At 60.9% G+C, this 26,110-nt stretch carries 24 protein-coding genes; 7 read left to right on the top strand and 17 right to left on the bottom strand.

The annotated features are described in order from the left end of the window. Positions 1 to 132 precede the first annotated feature (132 nt). The 10 genes from pcaC to pcaR all read right to left on the bottom strand — a co-directional run bounded on the left by pcaC (position 133) and on the right by pcaR (position 9,847). Entirely contained in the window at positions 133 to 525 is a 393-nt protein-coding gene (pcaC, locus tag GSM73_RS05175; protein ID WP_047228308.1) for a 4-carboxymuconolactone decarboxylase, read from the bottom strand. Positions 526 to 536: 11 nt separating this feature from the next. Next, a complete protein-coding gene (gene pcaD / locus GSM73_RS05170; RefSeq protein ID WP_160891770.1) occupies positions 537 to 1,337 on the bottom strand; it encodes a 3-oxoadipate enol-lactonase in 801 nt (266 codons plus the stop codon). A gap of 12 nt (positions 1,338 to 1,349) precedes the next feature. Continuing rightward, positions 1,350 to 2,714, bottom strand: a complete 1,365-nt coding sequence (locus tag GSM73_RS05165) for a 3-carboxy-cis,cis-muconate cycloisomerase (RefSeq protein ID WP_076386018.1) — start codon at positions 2,712 to 2,714, stop codon at positions 1,350 to 1,352. A gap of 210 nt (positions 2,715 to 2,924) precedes the next feature. Continuing rightward, positions 2,925 to 3,491: a protocatechuate 3,4-dioxygenase subunit alpha gene (gene pcaG, locus GSM73_RS05160; RefSeq protein WP_047228311.1), complete on the bottom strand. Its 567-nt coding sequence runs from the start codon at positions 3,489 to 3,491 to the stop codon at positions 2,925 to 2,927. Between the two features lies 1 nt (position 3,492). Then, positions 3,493 to 4,197: a protocatechuate 3,4-dioxygenase subunit beta gene (pcaH, locus tag GSM73_RS05155; protein ID WP_076386020.1), complete on the bottom strand. Its 705-nt coding sequence runs from the start codon at positions 4,195 to 4,197 to the stop codon at positions 3,493 to 3,495. Between the two features lie 37 nt (positions 4,198 to 4,234). Beyond that, entirely contained in the window at positions 4,235 to 5,440 is a 1,206-nt protein-coding gene (gene pcaF, locus GSM73_RS05150; protein WP_178129660.1) for a 3-oxoadipyl-CoA thiolase, read from the bottom strand. Beyond that, positions 5,437 to 6,219 (bottom strand): CoA-transferase subunit beta, encoded by a 783-nt coding sequence (locus GSM73_RS05145; RefSeq protein WP_178129663.1) that lies wholly within the window; start codon positions 6,217 to 6,219, stop codon positions 5,437 to 5,439. The genes pcaF and GSM73_RS05145 overlap by 4 nt, the downstream gene beginning before the upstream one ends. Further along, a complete protein-coding gene (locus GSM73_RS05140; RefSeq protein WP_047228315.1) occupies positions 6,216 to 7,073 on the bottom strand; it encodes a CoA transferase subunit A in 858 nt (285 codons plus the stop codon). Before GSM73_RS05140 ends, GSM73_RS05145 begins: the two co-directional genes overlap by 4 nt. Before the next feature lie 292 nt (positions 7,074 to 7,365). Beyond that, on the bottom strand, positions 7,366 to 8,712 hold the full coding sequence (locus GSM73_RS05135) for an MFS transporter (protein WP_160891766.1): 1,347 nt from the start codon (positions 8,710 to 8,712) through the stop codon (positions 7,366 to 7,368). Between the two features lie 292 nt (positions 8,713 to 9,004). Further along, complete coding sequence (pcaR, locus tag GSM73_RS05130; protein ID WP_092397150.1) at positions 9,005 to 9,847, bottom strand: pca regulon transcriptional regulator PcaR; 843 nt, start codon at positions 9,845 to 9,847, stop codon at positions 9,005 to 9,007. A 562-nt stretch (positions 9,848 to 10,409) separates the two neighbouring features. On the opposite strand from pcaR, the gene GSM73_RS05125 reads away from it, so the two are divergent. Together GSM73_RS05125 and GSM73_RS05120 are read left to right on the top strand one after the other, a co-directional pair. After that, a complete protein-coding gene (locus tag GSM73_RS05125; RefSeq protein ID WP_047228318.1) occupies positions 10,410 to 10,610 on the top strand; it encodes a hypothetical protein in 201 nt (66 codons plus the stop codon). 362 nt (positions 10,611 to 10,972) lie between these two features. Beyond that, the gene (locus GSM73_RS05120; RefSeq protein WP_047228319.1) at positions 10,973 to 12,448 is read left to right on the top strand and encodes an inorganic phosphate transporter; all 1,476 of its coding nucleotides are present in this window, start codon (positions 10,973 to 10,975) and stop codon (positions 12,446 to 12,448) included. Between the two features lie 254 nt (positions 12,449 to 12,702). Here the strand turns inward: GSM73_RS05120 and ccoM are convergent, their stop codons facing one another. The 3 genes from ccoM to GSM73_RS05115 form a co-directional block, all read right to left on the bottom strand. Then, positions 12,703 to 12,819, bottom strand: a complete 117-nt coding sequence (ccoM, locus tag GSM73_RS28075; protein WP_025212288.1) for a cytochrome c oxidase subunit CcoM — start codon at positions 12,817 to 12,819, stop codon at positions 12,703 to 12,705. A 146-nt stretch (positions 12,820 to 12,965) separates the two neighbouring features. Further along, positions 12,966 to 13,127: a hypothetical protein gene (locus GSM73_RS26380; RefSeq protein WP_171061412.1), complete on the bottom strand. Its 162-nt coding sequence runs from the start codon at positions 13,125 to 13,127 to the stop codon at positions 12,966 to 12,968. 94 nt (positions 13,128 to 13,221) lie between these two features. Further along, a complete protein-coding gene (locus GSM73_RS05115) occupies positions 13,222 to 13,563 on the bottom strand; it encodes a hypothetical protein (RefSeq protein WP_047228320.1) in 342 nt (113 codons plus the stop codon). 248 nt (positions 13,564 to 13,811) lie between these two features. Between GSM73_RS05115 and rapA the strand changes: the two genes are divergently transcribed. Beyond that, the gene (gene rapA / locus GSM73_RS05110) at positions 13,812 to 16,658 is read left to right on the top strand and encodes an RNA polymerase-associated protein RapA (RefSeq protein ID WP_047228321.1); all 2,847 of its coding nucleotides are present in this window, start codon (positions 13,812 to 13,814) and stop codon (positions 16,656 to 16,658) included. A gap of 231 nt (positions 16,659 to 16,889) precedes the next feature. On the opposite strand, the gene GSM73_RS05105 is transcribed toward rapA, so the two are convergent. From GSM73_RS05105 to GSM73_RS05095, 3 genes are all read right to left on the bottom strand, one after another. Continuing rightward, positions 16,890 to 17,774, bottom strand: a complete 885-nt coding sequence (locus tag GSM73_RS05105) for an ATPase (protein WP_076386024.1) — start codon at positions 17,772 to 17,774, stop codon at positions 16,890 to 16,892. A 108-nt stretch (positions 17,775 to 17,882) separates the two neighbouring features. After that, positions 17,883 to 18,875: an NAD(P)-dependent oxidoreductase gene (locus GSM73_RS05100; RefSeq protein WP_139050964.1), complete on the bottom strand. Its 993-nt coding sequence runs from the start codon at positions 18,873 to 18,875 to the stop codon at positions 17,883 to 17,885. A 56-nt stretch (positions 18,876 to 18,931) separates the two neighbouring features. After that, positions 18,932 to 19,825 (bottom strand): LysR family transcriptional regulator ArgP, encoded by an 894-nt coding sequence (locus GSM73_RS05095; protein ID WP_047228324.1) that lies wholly within the window; start codon positions 19,823 to 19,825, stop codon positions 18,932 to 18,934. Positions 19,826 to 19,922: 97 nt separating this feature from the next. Between GSM73_RS05095 and GSM73_RS05090 the strand changes: the two genes are divergently transcribed. The 4 genes from GSM73_RS05090 to GSM73_RS05075 all read left to right on the top strand — a co-directional run bounded on the left by GSM73_RS05090 (position 19,923) and on the right by GSM73_RS05075 (position 25,253). Further along, the gene (locus tag GSM73_RS05090; protein ID WP_160891764.1) at positions 19,923 to 20,525 is read left to right on the top strand and encodes a LysE/ArgO family amino acid transporter; all 603 of its coding nucleotides are present in this window, start codon (positions 19,923 to 19,925) and stop codon (positions 20,523 to 20,525) included. A gap of 175 nt (positions 20,526 to 20,700) precedes the next feature. Beyond that, the gene (locus GSM73_RS05085; RefSeq protein WP_047228326.1) at positions 20,701 to 21,297 is read left to right on the top strand and encodes a superoxide dismutase; all 597 of its coding nucleotides are present in this window, start codon (positions 20,701 to 20,703) and stop codon (positions 21,295 to 21,297) included. A 305-nt stretch (positions 21,298 to 21,602) separates the two neighbouring features. Then, entirely contained in the window at positions 21,603 to 23,654 is a 2,052-nt protein-coding gene (locus GSM73_RS05080) for a bifunctional diguanylate cyclase/phosphodiesterase (RefSeq protein ID WP_047228327.1), read from the top strand. Between the two features lie 264 nt (positions 23,655 to 23,918). Beyond that, the gene (locus GSM73_RS05075; RefSeq protein ID WP_047228328.1) at positions 23,919 to 25,253 is read left to right on the top strand and encodes an imelysin family protein; all 1,335 of its coding nucleotides are present in this window, start codon (positions 23,919 to 23,921) and stop codon (positions 25,251 to 25,253) included. Between the two features lie 213 nt (positions 25,254 to 25,466). Here GSM73_RS05075 and GSM73_RS26905 read toward each other — a convergent pair. Beyond that, positions 25,467 to 26,110, bottom strand: a 644-nt coding sequence (locus GSM73_RS26905; protein WP_372241362.1) for an RNA polymerase sigma factor, incomplete at its 5' end; no start/stop codon positions are given.

Raw genomic sequence — 26,110 nt, 5'->3', positions numbered from 1 at the left:
AAGATCCAGTGTGGGAGCGAGCCTGCTCGCGATGGCGTCATCACATTCAACATCATCGCCAACTGACCCACCGCTTTCGCGAGCAAGCTTTGCTCCCCCAGTCTTGACTTCCACAGGGATTGGCGGTGGATCTCAAGCCCGTGATTCGACGCCCAGTTCATCCCACACCGACTCGGCCAGGTGGAAGGTGGCGTTGGCCGCGGGGATGCCGCAATAGATAGCACTCTGCATGATCACTTCCTTGATCTCGCTGCGGCTCACACCATTATTGGCAGCAGCGCGCAAGTGCAGTTTGAGTTCTTCGCTGCGGTTCATGCCGATCAGCATGGCGATGGTGATCAGGCTGCGGGTGTGGCGCGGCAGGCCGGGGCGGGTCCAGATGTCGCCCCAGGCATGACGGGTGATCATCTCCTGGAATTCGCTGTTGAACTCGGTCAAGGCATTCAGGCTGCGGTCGACGTGGGCATCGCCCAGCACCGCGCGGCGTACTTGCATGCCTTCGTCGTAACGTTGTTTCTCGTCCACAAAATACTCCCTCAAGAACGACTGGAACCCAGCAGGAAAGCCAGCACCCGTTCACTGAACACAGCGCCGGCCTGGACGTTGGACAGGTGCGCGGCATGGAATTCGGCGTATTCGGCGCCGTTGACCCGCTCCTGGATAAAGTGCCCGCCCGACGGTGGGGTCACGGCATCTTCGGTGCCGGCGACCACCAACAGCGGCACGCGAATCGAGGACAACTGCTCGCGGAAATCGGCATCGCGCACCGCCGCGCAGTTAGCCGCGTAGCCCTGGGGCGAAGTGGCAGCAAGCATGTCGGTGATTCTCCTGAGCTTCTCTGGATGAGCCTGGGCAAAGTCCGGCGTGAACCAACGAGCAATCGAGGCATCCCGTAGCGCGACCATCGCCGCCTTGCCATCACGCAGTACGGTTTCGATCCGCGGGTCCCATACGGATGGGTCGCCGATCTTGGCGGCGGTGTTGCACACCACCAGTTTGTGCAGCCGCTCACCGGCATTGATCCCCAGCCATTGGCCGATCAATCCGCCCATGGACAACCCACAGAAATGCACCTTGTCGATGTTCAGCTGATCGAGCATCGCCAGCACGTCGCGGCCCAGTTGGTCGATGCTGTACGGCCCTTCAGTCACCAAGGATTGACCGTGCCCGCGCGTGTCAAAACGCAACACGCGAAAGTGTTCACTGAAGGCGGCGATCTGCTCGTCCCACATGTGCAGGTCGGTGCCCAGGGAGTTGGAGAGCACCAGCACCGGGCCATCCTGCGGTCCATCGAAACAATAGTTCAGTTCGCCTTCGGCGAGTTTGACGAATCCCACAACAGTCTCCTTTCAGGCGTTCAAGGCAAGGTGTTCAGCCACCGCGCGCGCGACCCAGGTCTGGGCCTGGCCGAGGTAGTGGGCGGGGTCGAGCAAATGATCCAGCTCAGCGGCGGACAACTGCGCAGTGACTTGGGGCTCGTCCCCCAACACGTCCCGCAAATGACGTTGTTCAGCCACGGCGCGTTTGCAACATTGCTCCAACAGATGATGCGCGGTGTCGCGCCCGACCCGCTGGGCCAGGACGATGCTCACCGCCTCGGCCAGCACCAGCCCTTGGGTCAGTTCCAGATTGCGAGCCATGCGCGCCGCGTCCACTTCCAGACCTTCGGCCAGCAGCCGCGCCTGTTGCAGGGCGCCGGACACCAGGCAGCAGATCTCCGGCAAGGTTTCCCATTCGGCGTGCCACAGGCCCAGGCTGCGTTCGTGCTCCTGGGGCATGGCGCTGAACAGCGTCGACAACAGGCCAGGGACTCGGGTCGCCGCACCGATCAGCACCGCCGCGCCCACCGGGTTACGTTTGTGCGGCATGGTGGACGAACCGCCCTTGCCCGGCGCCGAGGGTTCGAACGCTTCACCGGCCTCGGTCTGCATCAACAAGCTGATGTCGCGGCCCAGTTTGCCCAGGCTGCCGGCGATCAACCCCAGTACCGAACCGAACTCAACCAGGCGATCGCGTTGGGTGTGCCACGGCTGCTCCGGCAAGCTCAGTTGCAGCTCGGCGGCCAGGGCTTCGGCGATGGGCAAGGCCTGCTCACCCAGTGCGGCAAGCGTTCCGGAGGCACCACCGAACTGCAACACCAGCAAGCGCGGCTTGAGCTCATTCAGGCGCTGGCGGCTACGGGTGATGGCTCCCAGCCAACCGGCGATTTTCATGCCCAGGGTCACCGGTGTTGCGTGTTGCAACCAAGTGCGCCCGGCCAATGGCGTGGCGGCGTAGCGTTCGGCTTGGCGGGCGAGAATCGTGGCCAGTTGCGCCAGTTCGCCTTCGATCAAAGCCAATGCCTGGCGCAGTTGCAGCACCAACCCACTGTCCATCACGTCCTGACTGGTAGCCCCCAGGTGCACGTAGCGCTCAGCCTCGGCGTCTTGCGCGGCAATGCGCTTGCCGAGGGCCTTGACCAGTGGAATCGCCGAATTACCCGCCGTGGCAATCGCCTCGCTCAACGCCGAAAAATCGTACAACTGCGCGTCACAGGCCTTCTCGATCGGAGCCACTGCACTGACAGGGATCAAGCCCACCTTCGCTTCCGCCCGGGCCAGCGCCGCCTCGACATCGAGCATGGCCTGCACCCGGCCCGCATCACAAAACACCTCGCGCATGTGGCGGGTGGTGAAGTAGGCATCAAAGAGCTGATTACCCGGTCGTTCGCTCATAAAAAGTCCTTGGGTGTGCAGGTCTGCCGGCCTGACGCGGTTGGGTCAAAAGCTGCGACGTAAATACGTGGGTTGTCGCACATCCTATTCATCACCCCCGCAGGCCAACCCTACGCCTTCGGGTGGAACAGGGTCATCAGTATTTTGTACGACCCACGCCCCACCGTTGTTGCGGGGCTGGGCCAAGAGCCTTCGCCACACGGGTTTCAATCAGTAGTCGAAGAACACCGTCTCGGCATCCGTCCCCTGCAAAACCACGTTCCACTGATACACGCCCGAAGCATCGGGCTTGCTCACGATAGTGGCGCGACGTTCCTCGGGCACGCAGGCCAGCAGCGGGTCGGTTTCGTTGGCCTGCTCGCCATCGAAGTAGATTCGCGTCAGCAAATGCTTGACCAGACCGCGGGCGAACACCAGCACGACAAGATGCGGCGCCTGGGTCGTGCCGCCAAGGCCCGGCACGGAGCCCGGCTTGATGGTGGTGAAACGAAAACGCCCTTCGGCATCCACCGGCACACGGCCAAAGCCTTCGAAATTCGGGTCCAGGGGCTTGTCCTGGTCGTCTTCCGGGTGTGCGTATTTGCCGGCGGCGTTGGCCTGCCAGACTTCCAGCATCGCGTCATTGACGAATTCGCCGTTGCCGTCGATCACCTGCCCGGTGATCGCCACGCGCTGGCCGAGGGTTTGGGCGACGGTCAGGTCTTCGCGGTTCAGCCAGGTCAGGCCGATGTGGTAGTAAGGACCAACGGTGTGGGAGGTGGTGGCAGTGAGCGTCATCTTATTTCTCCATCGGCGTGGCATCGCGGCCGCGCAATACGATGTCCCAGCGATAACCGAGGGCGTAGTGAGGAATGGTTTTTTCCAGGTCGAAACGGGCGATCAGACGTTCCTTGGCGCTGGTGTCCGGCACGCAGTTGTAGATCGGATCGTAGGCCAGGAGTGGGTCGCCGGGGAAATACATCTGCGTCACCAGGCGCGTCAGGATGCTCGGGCCGAACAGTGAGAAATGGATGTGCGCCGGGCGCCAGGCATTGTGATGGTTGCCCCACGGGTAGGCGCCGGGCTTGATGGTCTGGAACTGGTACCAGCCATCGGCGTCGGTGACGGTGCGACCGGTGCCGGTGAAGTTCGGGTCCAGCGGTGCGTCGTGCAGGTCGCGGTCATGGTTGTAACGACCGGCGGCGTTGGCCTGCCAGATCTCCACCAGGATGCCAGGCACGGGTTGGCCATGCTCATCCAGCACGCGCCCGTGAATGATGATTCGCTCCCCCAGTGGCTCGCCGGCATGCTGGGCAGTCAGGTCGTTGTCCTTCTCCTGCAGGCGATCGGCACCTACGGTCGGACCGGTAATTTCCGACAGCGAATGGGGCAGGTACACCAACGGCTTTGAAGGCGAGCGCAGGTTGGTGGACTGGTACGGCGGGTGCAGGTACTCCGGTTGGGTGCCCGCTTGGGGGCGACGATAACCAGGCTTGTCAGTCATGAAGCATTCCTCGGTTTCTTATTAGTGGAACGACGTGTCAGACGCGTTCGATTGCCAACGCCAGACCCTGGCCGACGCCGACACACATGGTCGCCAGGCCTTTCTTGCCGCCGGTCTTTTCCAGATGATGCAACGCCGTCAGCACCAGCCGTGCTCCGCTCATACCCAGCGGATGGCCGAGGGCGATGGCGCCGCCATTGGGGTTCACCTGCGGCGCGTCGTCCGCCAGACCCAGATCGCGCAGCACCGCCAGGCCCTGGCTGGCGAAGGCTTCATTGAGTTCGATCACATCAAAGTCTGCGACCGCCAGGCCCAGGCGCTCAGTGAGTTTGCGCACCGCGGGCACCGGGCCGATGCCCATCACCCGTGGGGCCACGCCGGCACTGGCCATGCCCAACACTTTACCCCGAGGCGTCAGCCCGTGTTTCTTCACCGCTTCGGCCGAAGCCAGGATCATAGCCGCCGCGCCATCATTCACGCCCGAGGCGTTGCCGGCCGTGACGGTTTTGTCTGGACCGTTGACCGGTTTGAGTTTGCTCAAGGTCTCCAGCGTGGTGTCGGCGCGAGGATGCTCGTCCTGCTCGACCACGGTTTCGCCTTTCTTGTGGGCTACGCGCACCGGGACGATTTCCTCGGCGAAATACCCTGCGGCCTGGGCTGCCGCCGTGCGCTGCTGACTGCGCAAGGCAAAAGCATCCTGGTCAGCGCGGGACACCGCGTAATCATCGGCCACGTTATCGGCGGTCTGGGGCATCGCGTCCACACCGTACTGGTTTTTCATCAACGGGTTGATGAAGCGCCAGCCGATGGTGGTGTCTTCCAGTTTCATGTTGCGGGAGAACGCGGCATCGGCCTTGCCCATCACGAACGGTGCGCGGGACATCGACTCCACGCCGCCGGCGATGGCCAATTCCATTTCGCCGCTGGCAATGGCGCGGAACGCCGTGCCGACGGCGTCCATGCCCGAGGCGCAGAGGCGGTTGAGGGTTACGCCGGGAATGCTCTGCGGCAGGCCAGCCAGCAGCAGCGCCATGCGCGCCACGTTGCGGTTGTCTTCCCCGGCCTGGTTGGCGCAACCGAGAAACACTTCGTCCACGGCAGTCCAGTCCACCGATGGGTTGCGTTCCATCAGCGCCTTGATCGGCACGGCGGCTAGGTCATCGGCGCGCACCGCGGACAAACCGCCCCCGAAGCGACCGATGGGGGTTCGAATCGCATCACAGATATAAACGTCGCGCATCACGCTTCTCCCGGTGCCTGGCCGTGGGCCGCGGCAGTGCGAGCTTCCAGGTCGCGCAGTGCACGCAGCTCTGTTTCGGTCGGCTCGGCGGTGGTTTGCACCTGGTCGGCAAAACGAATCGCCCAACCGGTGGCGGCAACGACTTGCTCGCGGGTCACGCCGGGGTGCAGCGCAGTGACCACGAACTCATGGCTGCCGGCTTCCGGCTCCATGATGCACAAGTCGGTGATGATACCGACCGGACCTGCGCCCGGCAGGCCCAGGCGTTTACGCGAATCCCCGCCCTCACCGTGACCGACCGAGGTGATGAAATCCAGCTTGTCGACGAACGAGCGCGCCGACTGCTTGAGGATGATCAGCACGCTCTTGGCCGAACCGGCGATTTCCGGTGCACCACCGGCGCCCGGCAAGCGGACTTTCGGTTGATGGTAGTCGCCCACCACCGTGGTGTTGATGTTGCCGAACCGGTCGACCTGAGCTGCACCGAGAAAGCCGACGTCGATGCGTCCACCCTGCAACCAGTAGCGAAAAATCTCACCGGTGGGTACGACAGTGTCCGCGGTTTCAGCCAGCTCACCATCACCGATAGACAGTGGCAATACGCTGGGTTTGGCCCCGATCGGACCGGACTCGTAGATCAGCACGACATCCGGCGACGAGGTCAGCCGCGCCAGGTTGGCTGCCTTCGATGGCAGGCCGATGCCCACGAAGCACACAGCCTTGTTCTGCAATCGACGGGCTGCGGCGACGGTCATCATTTCATTGGTGGAGTACGTCATTATTTCACCTGCGAAGTGGCAGCCAGTCGGGCCTGGAATTCACTGAAATCTTTCGTTGCGTGGATGTATTCATTGATCCATGCGGTAAAGGTCTCACGGTCCCGGGCGATCGGATCCCAAGCCTGGTAGAAGCGGTTGTCACGTTCGGTGTAGCCATGCGCGTAGGACGGATGAGCGCCGCCCGGTACGTGGCACACCGCGCTCAGCGCCCAGGTCGGCAGCACGCAGGCGTTCATCGGTGCGTTGAGGTCATCGACGATTTCTTCCACGGTGACGATGCAGCGCTTGGCGGCCAGGGCGGCTTCTTTCTGCACGCCGAGAATGCCCCACAACAGGACGTTGCCCTTGCGGTCGGCTTTTTGAGCGTGGATCACTGTAATGTCCGGGCGCACGGATGGCACGGCGGCCAGCACTTCCCCGGTGAAGGGGCAGGTCACGGTTTTGATCAACGGATTGACCTTTGGCAGGTCGGAGCCGGCGTAGGCCCGCAGCACCGCGAATGGCAGGCCCGAGGCCCCGGCGACGTAGGCATTGGCCAGGTCGGCGTGGCTGTGCTCTTCGATCTCCAGCGGCTGCGGCCATTGTTTTTCCACGGCATCGCGCAGCCGGTGCAGGGAGCCCACCCCAGGATTGCCGCCCCAGGAGAAAATCAGCTTGCGAGCACAACCGGCGCCGATCAACTGGTCGTAGATCAGGTCGGGTGTCATCCGCACCAGGGTCAGGTCTTTCTTGCCCTGGCGAATGATTTCATGACCCGCCGCCGTCGGAATCAGGTGAGTGAAGCCTTCGAGCGCGACGGTATCGCCGTCATTGACGAATTGCTTCACTGCGTCGTGCAGCGAAAGGATTTCAGCCATGGGGCAGGCTCCCGTTTTTCAGTAGACCAAGATGAAGAAAAAGGCGCGAGGTTAAGCGCCGGAGTGACTGAAGATTAAGCTCGGGGTGACAGCCAAACAATCCGATAATCGACTGAGTGTTCGTTTATCGAACAGATTGTTGTTTGGCTATCGATTTCCCAGACACCCTGATCCTGTGGGAGCGAGCCTGCTCGCGATTGAGGTGGGTCAGTCAACACTTATGCAAGTTGACCCACCGCTATCGCGAGCAGGCTCGCTCCCACCGGTCTGCCGCAAGGTTCAGATCATTGCCTCACGTCGCATCCGCATGACTGACCATGCCCTTGATCACCACCGCCGCAGTCGCCAGGGCCGCTGGAATGACCAGGGCGGTCAGGACCTGTTCGAAGTTCCAGCCCAGGCCCAACAATGTCGCGCCCATCCAGGCGCCGAGGATCGCGCCGAACCGGCCGATACCCAGCATCCACGAGACACCGGTGGCCCGGCCTTGGGTCGGATAGAACCGCGCCGCCAGCGACGGCATCGCCGATTGCGCGCCGTTGACGCACATGCCGGCCACCAGCACCAACGTGGCAAGCAAGGTAATGTTGCCCAGACTCTGCCCTACCGCGTAGGCGAATATCCCGGCCATCAAGTAGAAAATGCCGATGACCTTGTGCGGATTGAACCGATCCATCGCCCAACCCACCCCAACCGCGCTCAATACGCCGCCGAACTGGAACAACGCCCCGATAAACGCCGCCTGCTCCATGCTCGCGCCGCTGTCGCGCATCAGCGTCGGCAACCAACTGGTCAGCAGGTAAACAATTACCAGCCCCATGAAATAGGTCAGCCACAACAAGAGCGTCCCGGCGCTGTAGGTGCCGGAGAAAATCACCGCCAGCACGTTGCGGGCTTTAACGATTTTTTGTTCCGGCACACTGAAACTCGCCGCCTGGGCGACGGTGTGCGGATCGATCGGGGCCAGGGTCTTGCGCACCTTGTCCGTGCCGCGATTGCGCACCACCAGATAACGTGCCGACTCCGGCAACCAGAACACCAGCACCACCGCCAGGATCAACGGCAGGATCCCGCCGATCAGCAGCAGACTGTGCCAACCGAACGCCGGTATCAACTTGGCCGAGATAAACCCGCCACCGGCCATTCCCAGGTTGAAGCCGCAGAACATGCTGGTCACCAGCAACGACTTTTTACGCTCCGGGGTGTATTCCGACAGCAAGGTAGTGGCGTTCGGCATACCGGCGCCCAACCCCAGGCCGGTCAGAAAGCGCAGCACCAGCAATTGATCGATGTTGGTGCTGTAAGCCGATGCCAGGCTGAACGCGCCGAACAGCACGACCGCGCCTACCAGCACAACTTTTCGGCCGAAACGGTCTGCCAACGGGCCGGAGCCGAGAGCTCCGAAGACCATGCCGATCAGCGCCGCACTCATGACCGGACCCAGGCTGGCCCGATCAATACCCCAGTCCTGGGAGAGCGCCGGAGCGATGAAGCCCATGGCCGCGGTGTCGAGGCCGTCGAGAAAAACAATCAGAAAGCACAGGATCACTATCCGCCACTGATAGCGCGAGATGGGTTGAGCGTTGATGAAGGACTGCACGTCGAGGCAATTGCCTACGGAGGTCTGGGGTTGGTTCATCTTGTTTTTATTCCACGCAAGAAAACGCAGGCGAACAGAGGCCCGGCAAATAAACCGCAAGGCTGCAAAAAAGGTGTTGGTTAGCGGGCGATCCGGGACAGACAGGTCGGTCGATCGTCAAGGTGAAGGCCGAGGAAGGTATACATGGCAGGTGTGCCTCTCATTATTATTGGGCCGCCATCCATCGGTCGAGCCAGGCTCGATCACGTCGGATGACGCTGCCGCGACATTAATGATCCGAGGCAAATACCGTCAATTCGTCAGAGGCGACTCTGTGCGTTTATCGAACAGCTTAAGTGAACAGTTGCGCGCTCAAGTCGCGGCTGGCTCCCAACAGCCCCGGCAGGAAGCGCTGTTCCAGTTCATTGCGGCTGACCCGCCCGGCATGGGTACTGACATTCAGCGCCGCCACCACCTGGCCGGAGGCGTCGTAGACTGGCACGGCAATCGAGCGCAGCCCCTGCTCCAGTTCCTGATCGACGATGCACCATCCCTGCTGCCGCACCTCTTGCAAACACTCCAGCAAAGCCTGGGGAGTGTGCAGGGTCCGGCTGGTCTTGGCCTGCAGGTCGGCATGGTCGAGGTAATCACGCAGGGAAGCGTCGTCCAGTGCCGCCAGAAGAATCCTGCCCATCGAGGTGCAATAGGCCGGCAGACGTCCACCGACGGACAGGTCCACGGATATCAGCCGCTGGGTGGTGGCCGAACGGGCGATATAAAGAATGTCGTCGCCTTCAAGCGTCGCCATATTACAGGCCTCATGCAGCTGTTCGCTCATGCGATCCAGATACGGCTGCGCGGACACGGCCAGAGGCGTCGATGAAAGATAGGCATGGCCCAGGGTCAATACTTTGGGCAGCAGCGAATAGGTTCGTCCGTCGGTGGTGGCGTAGCCGAGTTTGATCAAGGTATGCAAGCAACGTCTGACGGCGGCGCGGGGAATTTCCGTGCGGTGGCTGATCTGAGCGATGGTCAAGTGCCGCTTGCGCTCCTGGAACGCCTGGACCACGGCCAACCCTCGGGCCAGGGACGTCATGAAGTCCGGGTCACCGGTCAGGGCCTGGATGCGCTTGGCCGGCGAAGCAACGATGGGTGGCGCTACAGAAGCAAAGGCGTTGCGCAATTGGTCGTTCATATCTGGTCCTTCCCGGGGAATGGCGGCTATTACAAGCGGCTGCCCGCTGAGCAGACAAGGGCTGGCTGTCAGCACCGTTCGATTATCGAACCATCAACCGATAATCGCAATCAAGGCACCCTACCCCCCTCTTGCTTCTGTGTGAAGGGTTGATAAATAAGTAAGACGACACGAGTATTGAACGTAGTTCGCGCCAGCAGAGTGGATAGCGACATTGTCTGGCATTGCCTGAAACCTAATTGCCACAAGTTGCACATACAAATATTGATTCACACAACAACAGATTCTTTTAACTTTTCCCGATAGTGTTCTTCGGGCAGCCCGCTATAATGCACCACAGTGACGGTGCGGCAATCGACCGCTCCCGTCCGCAGGCATTGCAGGTTTCTATCCTGCGTGGTGCCGGCAGCCGGTGCCCGAAGCACCCGGATGGCGCTTCCCCGTATCGGCGGTATACGAAACTCCTGATGCTACGTCAGCTGTCAGCTCTGGTGCCGTGGCCGTCTGCATGTCTACATGCAGTGCGTATCACCAGATCCAATTCAATCCATTAGGTAATACTGTGACGAAAGACGAACTGCGCGCGGAACTTGAGCGCCAGGAACAACGTTACAAGGAAGTTTACGGCGGGGAAATCACCACCTACGCCGCGCAACCTGAACCGGAACGCAAACCCTGGCGTAAACGCGCCACCGTTCAGGACCAGGCCTTTACCCAGGAACTTCAGAAAATGGAACAGGAACTCAAAGCGGAAGAGCGGTAATGCTCAGCGCTTGATGTTCTTGTGAAGCGGTATCCGGCCGACACCCTGGCCGGCCCCGTACCGGACGCCCGCCATGAGCGGGCCGCCATTTCCCCGACAACGGTCGAGGAATGGCCTTGGCTTACCTTCTTTTCGGATTTTTCGCACAACCGCTTAAGGCTCTTGCAACGACGAGCGGCCCCTTGCCTGGCGCGTTTTCCGTTCCCGAATCAATGGCTTGCGCAACCCGCTAAAAGCCAGGGTTCGAAGGGGTGCCTGCAAATTATTTCGTTGAAGAATGTTACCGATGAGCAGGCAATGCATCGATTACCGAGGTTTTCTGGCATAATCGCGCCCCCTTACGACCGGGTCAGAAAACCTTCATGATCGATTTATTTAGCGGACTGGATGCTTGGGTGCTTGTGAGCCTCTTGCTCGCCCTGGCCTTTGTCCTCGCCTTCGAGTTCATCAACGGCTTTCATGACACCGCAAACGCGGTGGCCACTGTTATCTACACCAAAGCCATGCCGCCTCATCTGGCGGTGTTCTTTTCCGGTGTGTTCAACTTCCTCGGCGTGCTGCTGGGCGGTGTGGGCGTGGCGTATGCCATCGTTCACCTGCTGCCGGTAGAGCTGCTGATCAATGTGAACACCGGACACGGGCTGGCCATGGTGTTTTCGCTGCTCGCAGCGGCCATCACCTGGAACCTGGGCACCTGGTATTTCGGTATCCCAGCCTCCAGCTCCCACACGCTGATTGGTTCGATCCTCGGCGTGGGCCTGGCCAACGCGCTGATCAACGATATCCCGTTGGCCGACGGAGTGAACTGGCAAAAGGCAATCGATATCGGTGCCTCCCTGGTGTTCTCGCCCATGGCGGGCTTCCTGATTGCCGCACTGGTATTGATCAGTCTGAAGTGGTGGCGTCCGCTGTCGAAGATGCACAAGACGCCGGAACAGCGCCGCAAGATCGATGACAAGAAACACCCCCCGTTCTGGAATCGCCTGGTGCTGGTCATTTCAGCCATGGCCGTCAGCTTCGTCCACGGCTCCAACGATGGCCAGAAAGGTATCGGCCTGATCATGCTGGTGCTGATCGGTATCGTACCGGCGCAGTTCGTGCTTGATCTGAACAGCACCACCTACCAGATCGAACGTACCCGCGACGCGACGTTGCACCTGAGCCAGTTCTACCAGCGCAACAGCGAATCGCTGGGTGAATACCTGGCGCTGGGCAAAAGCGTGAAGGGCGATCTGCCAGAGAAATTCCGCTGCAACCCGCAGCAGACCGAGCCCACCATTGCGGCGCTGCTCGACACCCTCAAAGGCGTGGCGGATTACCAATCGCTGCCGTCGGAAAGCCGCATCGAGGTTCGCCGCTACCTGCTCTGCCTGGATGACACGGCGAAGAAGGTTGGCAAGCTGCCAGGCCTGGCAGCTCGGGAAAAAGACGACCTGAACAAGCTGCGCAAGGACCTGACCGCCACCACCGAATACGCCCCGTTCTGGGTGATTCTGGCAGTCGCCCTGGCCCTGGGCCTGGGCACCATGGTCGGCTGGAAGCGTGTGGTGCTGACCATCGGTGAGAAGATCGGCAAGCAAGGCATGACCTACGCTCAAGGTATGTCGGCGCAAATCACCACGGCGTGCATGATCGGTGCGGCGAACATCTTCAGCCTGCCGGTTTCCACCACCCACGTACTGTCGTCCGGCGTGGCGGGCACCATGGTCGCCAACAAAAGCGGTCTGCAAGGTGGCACGGTACGGACCATCCTGCTGGCCTGGGTACTGACCCTGCCGGCGACAGTGGCCCTCTCGGCGGCGCTGTTCTGGCTGGCGTCCAAGGCCATCGGCAGCTGATATCAGCGGCTAATAAAAAAGGTGCGGTCCTGGCGGATCGCACCTTTTTTTATGCCCGGACACCTGACTACTGTGGGAGCGAGCTTGCTCGCGATGGCGCCGGGTCAGTCAACACATGTATCTACAGACATACCGCTATCGCGAGCAAGCTCGCTCCCACAATGGGCTTGTGTGGAACAGGGGAAATCCGCTCAAAAAAAAGGGCGACCGAAGTCGCCCAAAATGCCTTGCGTGCTCGTTGTAGCTGGAAAGACCTACGGCTTTTTGCGCTTGTGTGCATCTTTCCAGATGAATAATCCGAAGCCGGCGAAAAACACGAACATGAGGCCGACGGTCAACACTCCGGCAAACACCACATTATCGAAAAACATGACTGGCCTCCTGGTCTTGCCCCTGTTGCGATGGGTGCAAGTTAACCAATCAGGCCTGGATGAAAATTGACCGGGGTCAATAACGCTCGCGACGCGGCGAAAAGGAAGGGAAATAACTGATCTGTATCAATGGATAGAGGGGGGAGTCAGCGCTTTTTGGGTTTTTTCTTCGGTTTTTTCTGGGCTTTGCCCAATGGCATGGCTTGCTCGAAAGCCTGGCGGACTTCGTTAAGGCGTTTTTCGTTGAGGTCGTGAACGCGCTTGGCGCGCTCAGCACTGAGGTCGATCAGTTTGTCGTCTTGGCTCATGGCGTGTCGGCATCGTACGGTGAACTGCGGATGCTCTCATGATGAAGGCTGTCGAGCGGGTTGACCAGCCTGCATGCGTCGACAAAAGCCTGGATCAGACCTGGATATCGACCCACAAGCCCTGACGCTCTTCCCCTTCCACCAACGGCACCACTGGCACGGTGTTGTCGGCGTTCAGTTCAGTGCCCGGTACGGCCAGGTGCGCTTCGGGATCTTCGTCGGCTTCACGGCGGCGCTTGTTGCGTTCCTGCTGGCGCTGTTGCTCCTCGCGCAGCAACAGCGCAGCCTCCTCCGGGTCGCGATTCTTCAGGTCGATGGTGCTTTCGTTGGAGCTTTGCTGCACCGGGACCACGGGCGGTATGTCCGGTCGCTGGCGGACCGGATCCTGTTGAGCGGTGATGGGTACGGCGCTCAAAGGGAGCATGGGTGGCAACATAAAGGTCTCCTGTCTTCAGGTTGTCGGCTGAGCGAAGGACAGCTTGAACCGCTGGTCTGAAACTTGTGACCCGGTTGGCATTATCACAATAGGCCGGGCCGAGCTTGTTTGATCACTCAGCACACTTAAGTTCCGCACCGCCGGTAAGTAATCAATGCCCATGGCGACCCGATGTCTACGTAAATCCTTTGGTCTGAGGGATCATTCCGTTAAGATAACCGGCTTTTTCAAGGCGGGAGTCAGGCAGCATGGCGCAGCAGTATCAACCGGGGCAACGCTGGATCAGTGACAGCGAAGCCGAGCTGGGTTTAGGCACCGTTCTGGCACAGGACGGCCGCTTGTTGACCGTGCTCTATCCGGCCACTGGCGACACTCGCCAGTACGCGCTACGGAATGCGCCCCTCACCCGCGTGCGGTTTTCGCCGGGCGATGTGATCACTCACTTCGAAGGCTGGAAAATGACCGTGCGCGAAGTCGACGATGTCGATGGGCTGCTGGTCTACCACGGCCTCAATGGGCAGAACGAGGTTGTCACTCTGCCGGAAACCCAGCTGTCGAACTTTATCCAGTTCCGCCTGGCCAGTGACCGTCTGTTCGCCGGCCAGATTGACCCGCTGGCATGGTTTTCCCTGCGCTACCACACCCTGGAACACACCAGCCGCCAGTTGCAGTCGCCGCTCTGGGGCCTGGGTGGCGTACGTGCCCAGCCCATCGCCCACCAATTGCACATCGCCCGTGAAGTGGCCGACCGCATCGCGCCACGGGTATTGCTGGCAGACGAAGTGGGCCTGGGCAAGACCATCGAAGCCGGCCTGATCATCCACCGCCAACTGCTCTCCGGCCGCGCCAGCCGCGTGCTGATCCTGGTACCGGAAAACCTTCAGCACCAGTGGCTGGTGGAAATGCGTCGGCGTTTCAACCTGCAGGTCGCCTTGTTCGACGAAGAACGCTTCATCGAAAGCGATGCCAGCAACCCGTTCGAAGACACCCAACTGGCCCTGGTGGCGCTGGAGTGGCTGGTGGACGATGAGAAGGCCCAGGACGCGCTGTTTGCCGCCGGCTGGGACCTGATGGTGGTCGACGAAGCCCACCACCTGGTCTGGCACGAAGATCAGGTCAGCCCGCATTACGCCCTGGTCGAACAGCTTGCCGAAACGATTCCCGGCGTACTGCTGCTGACCGCGACCCCGGAACAGCTGGGCCAGGACAGCCACTTCGCCCGCCTGCGCCTGCTGGACCCGAACCGCTTCCATGACCTCAAGGCCTTCCGCGCCGAGAGCGAAAATTATCGCCCGGTGGCCGAAGCCGTGCAGGAGCTGCTGGACAAGGGCCGTCTCTCACCCGAGGCGCACAAGACCATTCACGGCTTCCTGGGTAACGAGGGCGAAGCGCTGCTGACCGCCGTCAATGATGGCGATGTTGAAGCCAGCGCCCGCCTGGTCCGCGAACTGCTGGACCGCCACGGCACCGGCCGCGTGCTGTTTCGCAATACGCGCGCCGCCGTACAGGGTTTCCCGGAGCGCAAGCTGCACGCCTACCCGCTGCCGTGCCCGGACGAATACCTCGAGCTGCCGTTGGGTGATCACGCCGAGCTGTACCCGGAAGTCAGCTTCCAGGCTCAGCCGGACGCCAACGAAGAACAGCGCTGGTGGCGTTTCGACCCACGGGTCGAGTGGCTGATCGACACCCTGAAGATGCTCAAGCGCACCAAAGTGCTGGTGATCTGCGCCCACGCCGAGACCGCCATGGATCTGGAAGACGCTCTGCGCGTACGTTCCGGCATCCCGGCCACGGTGTTCCACGAAGGCATGAACATCCTGGAGCGCGACCGCGCGGCGGCTTATTTCGCCGACGAAGAGTTCGGCGCCCAGGTGCTGATCTGCTCGGAAATCGGCAGCGAAGGCCGTAACTTCCAGTTCGCCCACCATTTGGTGCTGTTCGACCTGCCCTCGCACCCGGACCTGCTGGAACAGCGTATTGGCCGTCTGGACCGGATCGGCCAGAAACACACCATCGAGCTGCATGCGCCGTACCTGGAAACCAGCCCGCAAGCGCGGCTGTTCCAGTGGTATCACGAGGCCCTGAACGCGTTCCTCAATACCTGTCCGACCGGCAACGCCTTGCAGCATCAGTTCGGCCCGCGCCTGCTGCCATTGCTGGAAGAAGCCGATGACGGCCAGTGGCAAGCCTTGATAGACGAAGCCCGCACCGAACGCGAACGCTTGGAGGCCGAGCTGCACACCGGTCGCGACCGTCTGCTGGAGCTCAACTCCGGCGGCGCGGGTGAAGGCGATGCCTTGGTAGAGGCCATTCTCGAACAAGACGACCAGTTCGCCCTGCCGATCTACATGGAAACCCTGTTCGATGCGTTCGGCATCGACAGCGAGGACCATTCGGACAACGCGCTGATCCTCAAGCCGAGCGAAAAAATGCTCGACGCCAGCTTCCCGCTGGGCGACGACGAAGGCGTGACCATCACCTACGACCGCAACCAGGCGCTGTCTCGCGAAGACATGCAGTTCATTACCTGGGAGCACCCGATGGTGCAAGGCGGCATGGACCTGGTGCTGTCCGGCTCCATGGGCAATACCGCCGTAGCGCTGATCAAGAACAAGGCTCTCAAGCCCGGCACCGTGTTGCTGGAACTGCTCTATGTCAGTGAGGTGGTTGCCCCGCGCTCACTGCAACTGGGCCGTTACCTGCCGCCGGCCGCCCTGCGCTGCCTGCTGGACGCCAATGGCAACGACCTCGCCGCCCGAGTCTCGTTCGAGACTTTGAACGATCAGTTGGAAAGCGTGCCTCGGGCCAGCGCCAACAAGTTCATCCAGGCCCAGCGTGACCAGCTCTCGCCACGGATCAACGCCGGTGAAGAGAAGATCGCCCCGCGTCACGCCGAACGCGTGGCCGAAGCCCAGCGTCGCCTGGCAGCCGATACCGACGAAGAACTGGCGCGCCTGACTGCCCTGCAAGCGGTCAACCCGACGGTACGCGACAGCGAACTGGTGGCTCTGCGCCAACAGCGTGAGCAAGGTCTGGCGATGCTTGAGAAGGCGGCGCTGCGCCTGGAGGCCATACGGGTGTTGGTGGCGGGCTGAATTGCCGCCGTTACTCAACAAAAGGCCCGCAGCGATGCGGGCCTTTTTTTGTGCATTTGTCTGGTCCCACTTGCCGATCAGCGCAAGGATCGGCAAGCCCACCGGTTTGCAGCGGCTGAACACTTTGCAAGCGCACGACTCACGATGTGGGAGCGAGCCTGCTCGCGATGGCGGTGGCACATCAGCCATTGATGCAAACTGACTGACCCACCGCTCGCGACTACAGCCTCGTCACTGAGCTCGGCTGCCAAGTTGCTGCTGCAGGTTGCGGATCTGCGCTTGCAGCGTGTTGATATTGCGGGTGACCTGGCCGCGGAAGGCGTCGAACTCGGCGGTGTTGTTGCCCCCGTTGTCCTGCTGGCTCTTGAGCACGATCACGTCCTGCTCCAGACGCTCGATGGCAGAATTGGAAGTGGCGCGTTTCAGGGCGGTGATGTCGGCACCGATGCTCTTGAGCCGGGCATCGAGAGCACCATCCTCGCCCTGGTTTTTCAGGGCGGAAACTTCAGCCGCCAGCGCCTTGACCTGGTCCTGGAGTTCCTTGTTGGAAGCTTGCAACTGAGTGCTGGCGTTCTGCTGCTCAGTGGTCTGGGCAATGATCTGGGCCAGCTCCTTGTCCAGGTCGGCGGACGGACCGAACGCGACCATCTGTTGTTTGTACTGCTCCTGCAGCTTGCTTTCGAATTGCTTGCCCTGCTCCTGGAGCTTGCCTTCCAGCTGTTTGATCTGCAACTTCAAGGCTTCACTGTCGCTCATGACATTGGACTGACCGGCTACCACCTTGCCGGAAATGTCCTGCAAGCGCCCCGCCGCGTCTTCACTGATACGGGCGAAACTTTCCTGGGTGGCCACCAGCTGCTGTTCCATCAAGGAAATCTGCTGGAAGCTCCACCACGCCAGGAAGGCAAGCGCACACAACAGCGCACCGACCAGTGCCCACAGTGGCCCGGTACTGGCCCCCTTGACCTTGGCCGCCGCAACGGGTGCCGGGCGCGCTTGCACGTGGGGCGGGCGTTCGCGCTCAGGCAGAAAGTCATCGTCATCGGGAATGTCGGCCCGCATCCGCAAGCTCGGTATATCATCGAAGTCGTCGTTGGAATCGTTACGCATGGGCATTGGGTTCAACCTTTGGGAAACCGGTGTTGGCTTGATGCAGCGAGTATAACCCCCTCGCCCGCCGCACCGATTGACCCCGAACCTGGCACTCGGTTCATGACGGGGCGATCAGCGGGCATCCTGGGCTTTCCACCAGGCGCAGAACTCATCAAGAGCGGTCCACAGGCTGACCTGTGGATCGTAATCCAGATAATGCCGGGCACGGCTGATGTCCAGGGTGAAATTCTTGTTCATGACCTGCATGCCCAGGCGCGACAACGTCGGTTCGGGACGGCCCGGCCATAACGTGCAAAAACCTTCATTCAGGGCGGCGACGCTGTAGGCCAGCCGGTAGGAACGATAACGCCGGACCTGTGGGACTTCCATCTGTCGCATCACATAATTGACCACATCCCACAACGGCACCGGCGTGCCGTTGCTGATGTTGTAAGCCTTGCCAAGGGCCGATTCGCCGGCCAAAAGACTGCTGAGCAGCGCTTCGTTGAGATTCTGCACGCTGGTGAAATCCACCTTGTTCAACCCGTTGCCGACAATGGCCAAGCGGCCCTTGCGTTGCATTTTCAACAGCCGGGGAAAAATGCTCATGTCGCCGGCGCCGGTGACAAAGCGCGGGCGCAGAGCCAGTACTTCGAGACCGAACTCCTGAGCCCCGAAGACTTTCTGTTCAGCCAGGTATTTGGTGGCAGCGTAGGGATGTTTGAAGCGTTTGGGCACTTGTTCTTCGGTCAGGTCCAGATGGTCCCGGCCATCGAAGTAAATAGACGGCGATGACAGATGAACCAGGCGCCGGACCTTCTGCTTGAGGCAGGCCTCGACAATGTTTTCCGTGACCTGGACGTTGCCCTGGTGAAAATCCTGATAGCGCCCCCAAAGCCCCACGGAACCGGCGCAATGCACGACGCTGTCAACATCAAGGCACAGGTCGCGAGCCAGCAACGGGTCACTCAGATCCCCCTGGATGAACTGCGCCCCGCGACGCACCAGGTGCTCAACGCTCTCGGCCCGGCGACCGTTGACCCGTACATCCAGGCCCTGCTCCAGAGCGAATCGCGCAAAGCGCCCGCCAATGAAGCCACTTGCGCCGGTAACCAGAATTTTCATGAAGACTCCTAAAATCAGATTCGAGCTTCAAGCTACAAGCTTCAAGCCAATCGCTTTCAACTTACCGCTTGGAGCTTGCTGCTTGCCGCCTTGATCAATCGTTCAGTCAACAAACCCAGTAACTGCCCACCATTGCGCCAATGATGCCAGTACAACGGCACATCAATCGGTTTATCTGCCAGCAATTCCACCAACTCGCCCCGCTCCAGTTGCTCACGCATTTGCAACTCCGGCACCAGTCCCCAGCCAAGCCCCGCTTCGGCGAGCCGAATGAAACCTTCGGACGACGGGCAGAGATGATGTTCGAAACCGCCTTCGACCCCCAGGGAAGCAAGGTAGCGATGCTGCAGGAAATCATCCGGGCCGAACACCAGCGCCGGCGTGCGCGCCAGTTGATCGGCGCGCACCCCATCGGGGAAATGCCTGGCGATGAACGCCGGGCTGGCCAACGCCCGGTAGCGCATGGCCCCCAACAACACACTACGGGCACCAGCCACCGGACGTTCACTGGCGCAGACGCACGCCGCCACCTCACCGGCACGCATGCGTTTGAGGCCGACGGTCTGGTCTTCCACCACCAAGTCGAGCAACAGATGATGTTCGGCGCAGAAATCTCCAACGGCCACCGCCCACCAAGTGGCCAGGCTGTCGGCATTCAAGGCGATCCGCAGGCGCTCAGGCAGCCCCTCCTCATCCAGCGCTGGCACCAGGCTTTGCAGGTCGCGCTCCAACAGCCGCACCTGCTGCACATGGTTGAGCAAGCGGCGACCGATTTCGGTCGGTGCCGGCGGTGTGACGCGCACCAGCACCGGCTGGCCGACCCGCGCCTCCAGCAGTTTGATCCGCTGGGAAATCGCCGACTGCGACAAACCCAGCACTTGGGCGGCACGCTCGAATCCGGCCTGTTCGACAACCGCCGCCAGAGCGGAAAGCAATTTGTAATCGAACATCAGTTTTCCTAATGAGCAATCAGCAATATTGGTTTTTCTTATACCGCTTTGCACCAGAGAATGACACCCGCATTCATACCTACTCGGGGAGTAATTTATGTGGCAAAGCTACATGAACGGACTACTGGTGGCCCTCGGGCTGATCATGGCCATCGGCGCTCAGAACGCCTTCGTGCTGGCGCAAAGCCTGCGCCGCGAACATCACTTGCCGGTCGCCGTCCTGTGTGTAACTTGCGATGCGTTGCTGGTGGCCGCCGGGGTGTTCGGCCTGGCGACACTGCTGGCCCAAAGCCCGTTGCTCCTTTCAATAGCCCGCTGGGGCGGCGCCGGGTTCCTGCTCTGGTATGGCAGCCTGGCGTTGCGTCGGGCCTGTTCGAAACAAAGCCTGCAACAAGATGAAAAACAGGTCGTGCGCTCGTTACGGGCGGTGCTGCTCAGTGCGTTGGCGGTGACCCTGCTCAACCCCCACGTCTATCTCGACACCGTGTTGCTGATCGGTTCCCTCGGGGCCCAGCAAAGCGTGCCTGGCGCCTATGTCGTGGGAGCGGCCAGTGCCTCGTTGCTGTGGTTCTTCACACTGGCAATCGGTGCGGCATGGCTGGCACCGTGGCTGGCACGGCCGAGTACCTGGCGGATACTGGATGTGCTGGTGGCAACGATGATGTTCAGCGTGGCCATACAGTTGATCGTCTCTGGCTGATTATTCCAAACCGCTCTGGAACCTCTATCCCACACAGTTGTTGCGTGGTTATGCCGTTCCCCCGGTGCTATGATCCGACTCCTGCGCCGCAATGAGTACAAACTCCCCGGCGCTAGTCTGGCCGCCCGTGATCGGCCTTGCGCTCACCGCAACTGACCTGATTAGGAGAATCACCATGGCTTTCGAATTGCCGCCGCTGCCTTATCCACACGATGCACTGCAGCCGCACATCTCCAAAGAGACTCTGGAATTCCACCACGACAAGCACCACAACACCTACGTCGTGAACCTGAACAACCTGGTACCTGGCACCGAGTTCGAAGGCAAGACCCTGGAAGAAATCGTCAAGACTTCCTCGGGCGGTATCTTCAACAACGCCGCTCAGGTCTGGAACCACACCTTCTACTGGAACTGCCTGGCGCCAAACGCCGGTGGTCAACCTACCGGCGCGCTGGCCGACGCCATCAACAGTGCGTTCGGCTCGTTCGACAAGTTCAAGGAAGAATTCACCAAGACTTCCGTCGGCACCTTCGGTTCCGGTTGGGGCTGGCTGGTGAAAAAGGCTGACGGTTCCCTGGCCCTGGCCAGCACCATCGGCGCCGGCAACCCGCTGACCAGCGGCGACACCCCGCTGCTGACCTGCGACGTTTGGGAACACGCCTACTACATCGACTACCGCAACCTTCGTCCGAAATACGTCGAAGCGTTCTGGAACCTGGTCAACTGGAAGTTTGTGGCCGAGCAGTTCGAAGGCAAGACCTTCACCGCTTGATCCGTAATGCCAGACAAAAGAACCCGGCGCTTTGCCGGGTTTTTTTTTAGCTGGCACAAAGCCCCGGGATCTTGTCCGGCCCCCTACCTCGTGTCTGAAATCCAACAAAAATCAAACCCAGGCCTCAAGTTGCGGGCCCTTCCATCCGACACAATGGTCGTAGAGCAATAACTCTGGAAACACCGTATAACGGCCAGGTTTCAGGCGAAGACCCTTGTGTTTGATTGTCCCTTTGACTGACATCACAGGATTGCCAATACTCATGGCAACTTGACGCTACTCGCACGGAACAAGGAACCCCCTCTTTGAAGCTGGAACTCAAGAACAGCTTGTCTGTGAAGTTGCTCCGGGTCGTGCTCCTTTCGGCATTGATCGTCGGCGTGGTATTGAGCTGCGCCCAGATCGTTTTCGATGCCTACAAAACCGACCATGCCGTCGCCAGCGATGCCCAACGAATTCTTGATATGTTCCGGGACCCTTCGACCCAGGCCGTCTATAGCCTTGACCGGGAGATGGGCATGCAAGTGATCGAGGGGCTGTTTCAGGACCAAGCGGTGCGCATGGCTTCTATCGGTCACCCTCAAGAGACCATGCTTGCCGAAAAAACCCGGCCTTTGCAGCACTCTGGAAGTCGCTGGCTGACCGACCTGATCCTTGGCAAGGAACGCACATTCACCACGCAACTGGTGGGTCGCGGGCCTTACAGTGAATATTACGGTGACCTGAGCATTACTCTCGACACCGCCACCTACGGCCAGAGTTTCATCGTCAACTCCGTAATCATTTTCATATCGGGCATGTTGCGAGCCCTGGCGATGGGCCTGGTGTTGTACCTGGTCTATCACTGGCTGCTGACCAAACCACTGTCGCGGATCATCGAACACCTGACCGAAATCAACCCCGACCGGCCGAGTGAACACAAGATCCCGCAGCTACGCGGCCACGAACAAAATGAGTTGGGGCTCTGGATCAACACCGCCAACCAATTGCTCGCCTCCATCGAGCGCAATACACACCTGCGCCACGAGGCGGAAAACAGCCTGCTGCGCATGGCCCAGTATGACTTCCTCACCGGCCTGCCCAATCGTCAACAGCTTCAACAGCAACTGGACAAGATCCTGGTGGATGCCGGGCGCTTGCAACGCCGGGTGGCCGTACTGTGTGTGGGGCTGGATGACTTCAAGGGCATCAACGAACAGTTCAGCTATCAAACCGGTGACCAGTTGCTGCTGGCCCTGGCAGATAGGCTGCGAGCCCACAGCGGACGCCTTGGCGCGCTGGCGCGACTGGGGGGCGACCAGTTCGCCCTGGTCCAGGCCGATATCGAACAACCTTACGAAGCCGCCGAGTTGGCCCAGAGCATCCTCGATGACCTGGAGGCGCCGTTCATCCTCGATGATCAGCAAATCCGCCTACGGGCGACCATTGGCATCACCCTCTTTCCCGAGGACGGGGACAGCACCGAGAAGTTGTTGCAGAAAGCCGAGCAGACCATGACCCTGGCCAAGGCCCGCTCGCGCAATCGCTACCAGTTCTACATCGCCAGCGTCGACAGTGAAATGCGCCGCCGTCGCGAGCTGGAAAAAGACCTGCGCGAGGCTCTGCTCCTCGAGCAGTTCAGCCTGGTGTATCAGCCGCAGGTCAGCTATCGCGACCTGCGAGTGGTCGGTACCGAGGCGCTGATTCGCTGGCATCACCCCGAACACGGCCTCGTGCCGCCGGACCTGTTCATTCCCCTGGCCGAACAGAACGGCACCATTATCGCCATCGGTGAATGGGTCCTGGATCAGGCTTGCAAACAGTTGCGCGAATGGCATGACCAGGGCTTCGTTGACCTGCGCATGGCGGTCAACCTGTCCACCGTGCAATTGCACCATGCCGAACTGCCGCGGGTGGTGAACAACTTGCTGCAGATGTACCGCCTGCCGCCGCGCAGCCTGGAGCTGGAGGTCACGGAAACCGGCCTGATGGAAGACATCACGACAGCCGCCCAGCACTTGCTCAGTCTGCGCCGCTCCGGCGCGCTGATTGCCATCGATGACTTCGGGACCGGTTATTCGTCCCTGAGTTATCTCAAGAGCCTGCCGCTGGACAAGATCAAGATCGACAAGAGCTTCGTCCAGGACCTGCTCGATGACGAGGATGACGCGACCATCGTCCGGGCCATCATCCAGTTGGGCAAGAGCCTGGGGATGCAGGTAATCGCCGAGGGGGTTGAGACGGTCGAGCAGGAAGCCTACATCATCTCCGAGGGCTGCCATGAAGGTCAGGGGTATTACTACAGCAAACCGCTGCCGGCACGGGAGTTGGGCATCTATCTCAAGCAGGCGCAGCGCAGCAAAGTCTCCATCATCTGATTCTTTCTCCTCGGGTAGTCATGCCTCTGCCGGAGTTGGCGAAGCCTGCGCTCTTTGGTTTGTTCGCTTGAGACTCAAGCGTCTGGGCAGAGATCGCCGCCTCGCTTAGCTCGGCGGCGCCTACGGAAGGCTGCCCGCGCCGCATCACAAATAAGAAATATTTACAGCTACAACCCTTTACACATAATGCAAATCTTTCGCATTATGTCGCAGCTTTGCGCACCTCGCGCCTGTCCCATCCATCACCGAAGCAGGATGTTCGCCATGATTCGTATGCCTCTGGCTACCGCCAGTTTGCTGGCCATCGCTATTTCCCTCGCCGGTTGCGGCGAAGGCAAAGACAAGGCCGCCGCGCCGCAAGCGCCCACGCCTGCAGCCAGCACCGCCGCCCCAGCCGCAGCCGGCAAAATCGACGAGGCCGCTGCCAAGGCCGTTGTCGCGCACTACGCCGACATCGTCCATGCGGTCTACAGCGATGCCGAATCCACCGCGAAAACCCTGCAAACCGCGATCGATGCGTTCCTGGCCAAACCGAACGACGAGACCCTCAACGCCGCCAAGGCCGCCTGGGTCGCTGCGCGCGTCCCTTACCTGCAAAGCGAAGTGTTCCGCTTCGGCAACACCATCATCGACGACTGGGAAGGCCAATTGAACGCCTGGCCGCTGGATGAAGGCCTGATCGACTACGTCGACACCTCCTACGCGCACGCATTGGGTAACCCGGGCGCCACCGCCAATATCATCGCCAATACCGAGGTCCAGGTAGGCGAAGACAAGGTCGACGTGAAAGACATCACCCCGGAGAAACTTGCCAGCCTGAACGAGCTGGGCGGTTCCGAGGCCAACGTCGCCACCGGCTACCACGCCATCGAATTTTTGCTGTGGGGCCAAGACCTCAACGGCACCGGCCCTGGTGCCGGCAAGCGTCCGGCCTCCGATTACCTGGAAGGTGCCGGGGCTACTGGCGGTCACAACGACCGTCGTCGCGCCTACCTCAAGGCCGTGACCCAACTGCTGGTCAGCGATCTGGAAGAAATGGTCGGCAACTGGAAGCCAAACGTGGCTGACAACTACCGCGCCACCCTGGAAGCCGAGCCTGCCGAAACCGGCCTGCGCAAGATGCTGTTCGGCATGGGCAGCCTGTCCCTGGGTGAACTGGCGGGCGAACGCATGAAGGTGTCCCTGGAAGCCAACTCGCCAGAAGACGAGCAGGACTGCTTCAGCGACAACACCCACAACTCGCACTTCTACGACGCCAAAGGCGTACGCAACGTTTACCTGGGCGAATACACCCGCGTCGACGGCACCAAGATGACCGGCGCCAGCCTGTCGTCCCTGGTGGCCAAGGCTGACCCGGCCGCTGACAACGCCCTCAAGGCCGACCTGGCCGACACCGAAGCCAAGATCCAGGTCATGGTCGATCACGCCAACAAGGGTGAGCACTACGACCAACTGATCGCTGCGGGCAACACCGCTGGCAACCAGGTCGTGCGCGACGCCATTGCCGCACTGGTCAAGCAAACCGGCGCGATCGAACAGGCCGCGGGCAAACTGGGCATCAGCGACCTGAACCCGGACAGCGCTGATCACGAGTTCTGATCAAGGCTGGTTGACTGACGGGTTATGCCCGTCAGCCAAGCCATAAAACCCTGTGGGAGCGAGCCTGCTCGCGATAGCGATGTTTCAGCCAACAGCAATGTGACTGACATGACGCTATCGCGAGCAGGCTCGCTCCCACAGTGGTTTCAGCTGTTCATAAATACGATGCACACCACAACGCCCGCTCCCACAGGATTTCATCGCTTGTGGTCATCACTGTAATCCCGCAAGCCGCCCCTCGATAAACCGCCTCTCCGGCAATTGCTGAGTCAATTCAAGCGCGCGTCGATATGCCGCCCTCGCCTCCTCCACGCGTCCCAACTGCCGGCAGAGTTCTGCCCGCGCCGAGTGGGCCAGGTGATAATCGAGCAACTCGCCCCGGTCCAGAATCGCGTCGATCCGCTGCAAGCCCGCTTGCGGTCCATCGCGCTTGGCCAGGGCCGCGGCGCGGTTGAGTTCGATCACCGGCGAAGGCACCGCACGCAGCAACACGTCATAGAGGCCGACGATCTGCGGCCAGTCGGTCTCCTGCGCCGTGGGGGCTTCGGCATGCACTGCCGCAATCGCAGCTTGCAGGCAATAAGGCCCGAACCTTCGGGTATTGAGCGCGGCTTCCACCAGGGCGCAGCCTTCGGCGATCATGTCGGCGTCCCACAAGGATCGGTCCTGCTCATCCAGCAGGATCAGTTCACCGCCGGGAGAAGTTCGTGCTCGCCGCCGCGACTCGTGCAGCAGCATCAATGCCAGCAAACCCATGACTTCGGCTTCAGGCAACAGCTCCATCAACAGGCGGGCCAGGCGGATGGCTTCGCGGGTCAAATCTTCACGCGTCACCTCAGCCCCCATCGAGGCCGAAT

This window comes from Pseudomonas sp. PICF6 (assembly GCF_009831705.1).
GTDB lineage: Bacteria > Pseudomonadota > Gammaproteobacteria > Pseudomonadales > Pseudomonadaceae > Aquipseudomonas > Aquipseudomonas rhizophila.
This window is presented reverse-complemented; position numbering and strand designations above follow the sequence as displayed.

What these genes read in the sequence shown, in the direction of transcription:
- pcaH (WP_076386020.1), bottom strand. Translation starts at nt 4,197, where the DNA reads ATGACTGACAAGCCTGGTTATCGTCGCCCCCAAGCGGGCACCCAACCG.
- GSM73_RS05135 (WP_160891766.1), bottom strand. Translation starts at nt 8,712, where the DNA reads ATGAACCAACCCCAGACCTCCGTAGGCAATTGCCTCGACGTGCAGTCC.
- GSM73_RS05120 (WP_047228319.1), top strand. Translation starts at nt 10,973, where the DNA reads ATGATCGATTTATTTAGCGGACTGGATGCTTGGGTGCTTGTGAGCCTC.
- GSM73_RS05085 (WP_047228326.1), top strand. Translation starts at nt 20,701, where the DNA reads ATGGCTTTCGAATTGCCGCCGCTGCCTTATCCACACGATGCACTGCAG.
- pcaR (WP_092397150.1), bottom strand. Translation starts at nt 9,847, where the DNA reads ATGAACGACCAATTGCGCAACGCCTTTGCTTCTGTAGCGCCACCCATC.
- GSM73_RS05140 (WP_047228315.1), bottom strand. Translation starts at nt 7,073, where the DNA reads ATGGCTGAAATCCTTTCGCTGCACGACGCAGTGAAGCAATTCGTCAAT.
- GSM73_RS05075 (WP_047228328.1), top strand. Translation starts at nt 23,919, where the DNA reads ATGATTCGTATGCCTCTGGCTACCGCCAGTTTGCTGGCCATCGCTATT.
- GSM73_RS05100 (WP_139050964.1), bottom strand. Translation starts at nt 18,875, where the DNA reads ATGAAAATTCTGGTTACCGGCGCAAGTGGCTTCATTGGCGGGCGCTTT.
- ccoM (WP_025212288.1), bottom strand. Translation starts at nt 12,819, where the DNA reads ATGTTTTTCGATAATGTGGTGTTTGCCGGAGTGTTGACCGTCGGCCTC.
- GSM73_RS26380 (WP_171061412.1), bottom strand. Translation starts at nt 13,127, where the DNA reads ATGAGCCAAGACGACAAACTGATCGACCTCAGTGCTGAGCGCGCCAAG.
- pcaG (WP_047228311.1), bottom strand. Translation starts at nt 3,491, where the DNA reads ATGACGCTCACTGCCACCACCTCCCACACCGTTGGTCCTTACTACCAC.
- GSM73_RS05115 (WP_047228320.1), bottom strand. Translation starts at nt 13,563, where the DNA reads ATGTTGCCACCCATGCTCCCTTTGAGCGCCGTACCCATCACCGCTCAA.
- GSM73_RS05095 (WP_047228324.1), bottom strand. Translation starts at nt 19,825, where the DNA reads ATGTTCGATTACAAATTGCTTTCCGCTCTGGCGGCGGTTGTCGAACAG.
- rapA (WP_047228321.1), top strand. Translation starts at nt 13,812, where the DNA reads ATGGCGCAGCAGTATCAACCGGGGCAACGCTGGATCAGTGACAGCGAA.
- GSM73_RS05105 (WP_076386024.1), bottom strand. Translation starts at nt 17,774, where the DNA reads ATGCCCATGCGTAACGATTCCAACGACGACTTCGATGATATACCGAGC.
- GSM73_RS05090 (WP_160891764.1), top strand. Translation starts at nt 19,923, where the DNA reads ATGTGGCAAAGCTACATGAACGGACTACTGGTGGCCCTCGGGCTGATC.
- GSM73_RS05165 (WP_076386018.1), bottom strand. Translation starts at nt 2,714, where the DNA reads ATGAGCGAACGACCGGGTAATCAGCTCTTTGATGCCTACTTCACCACC.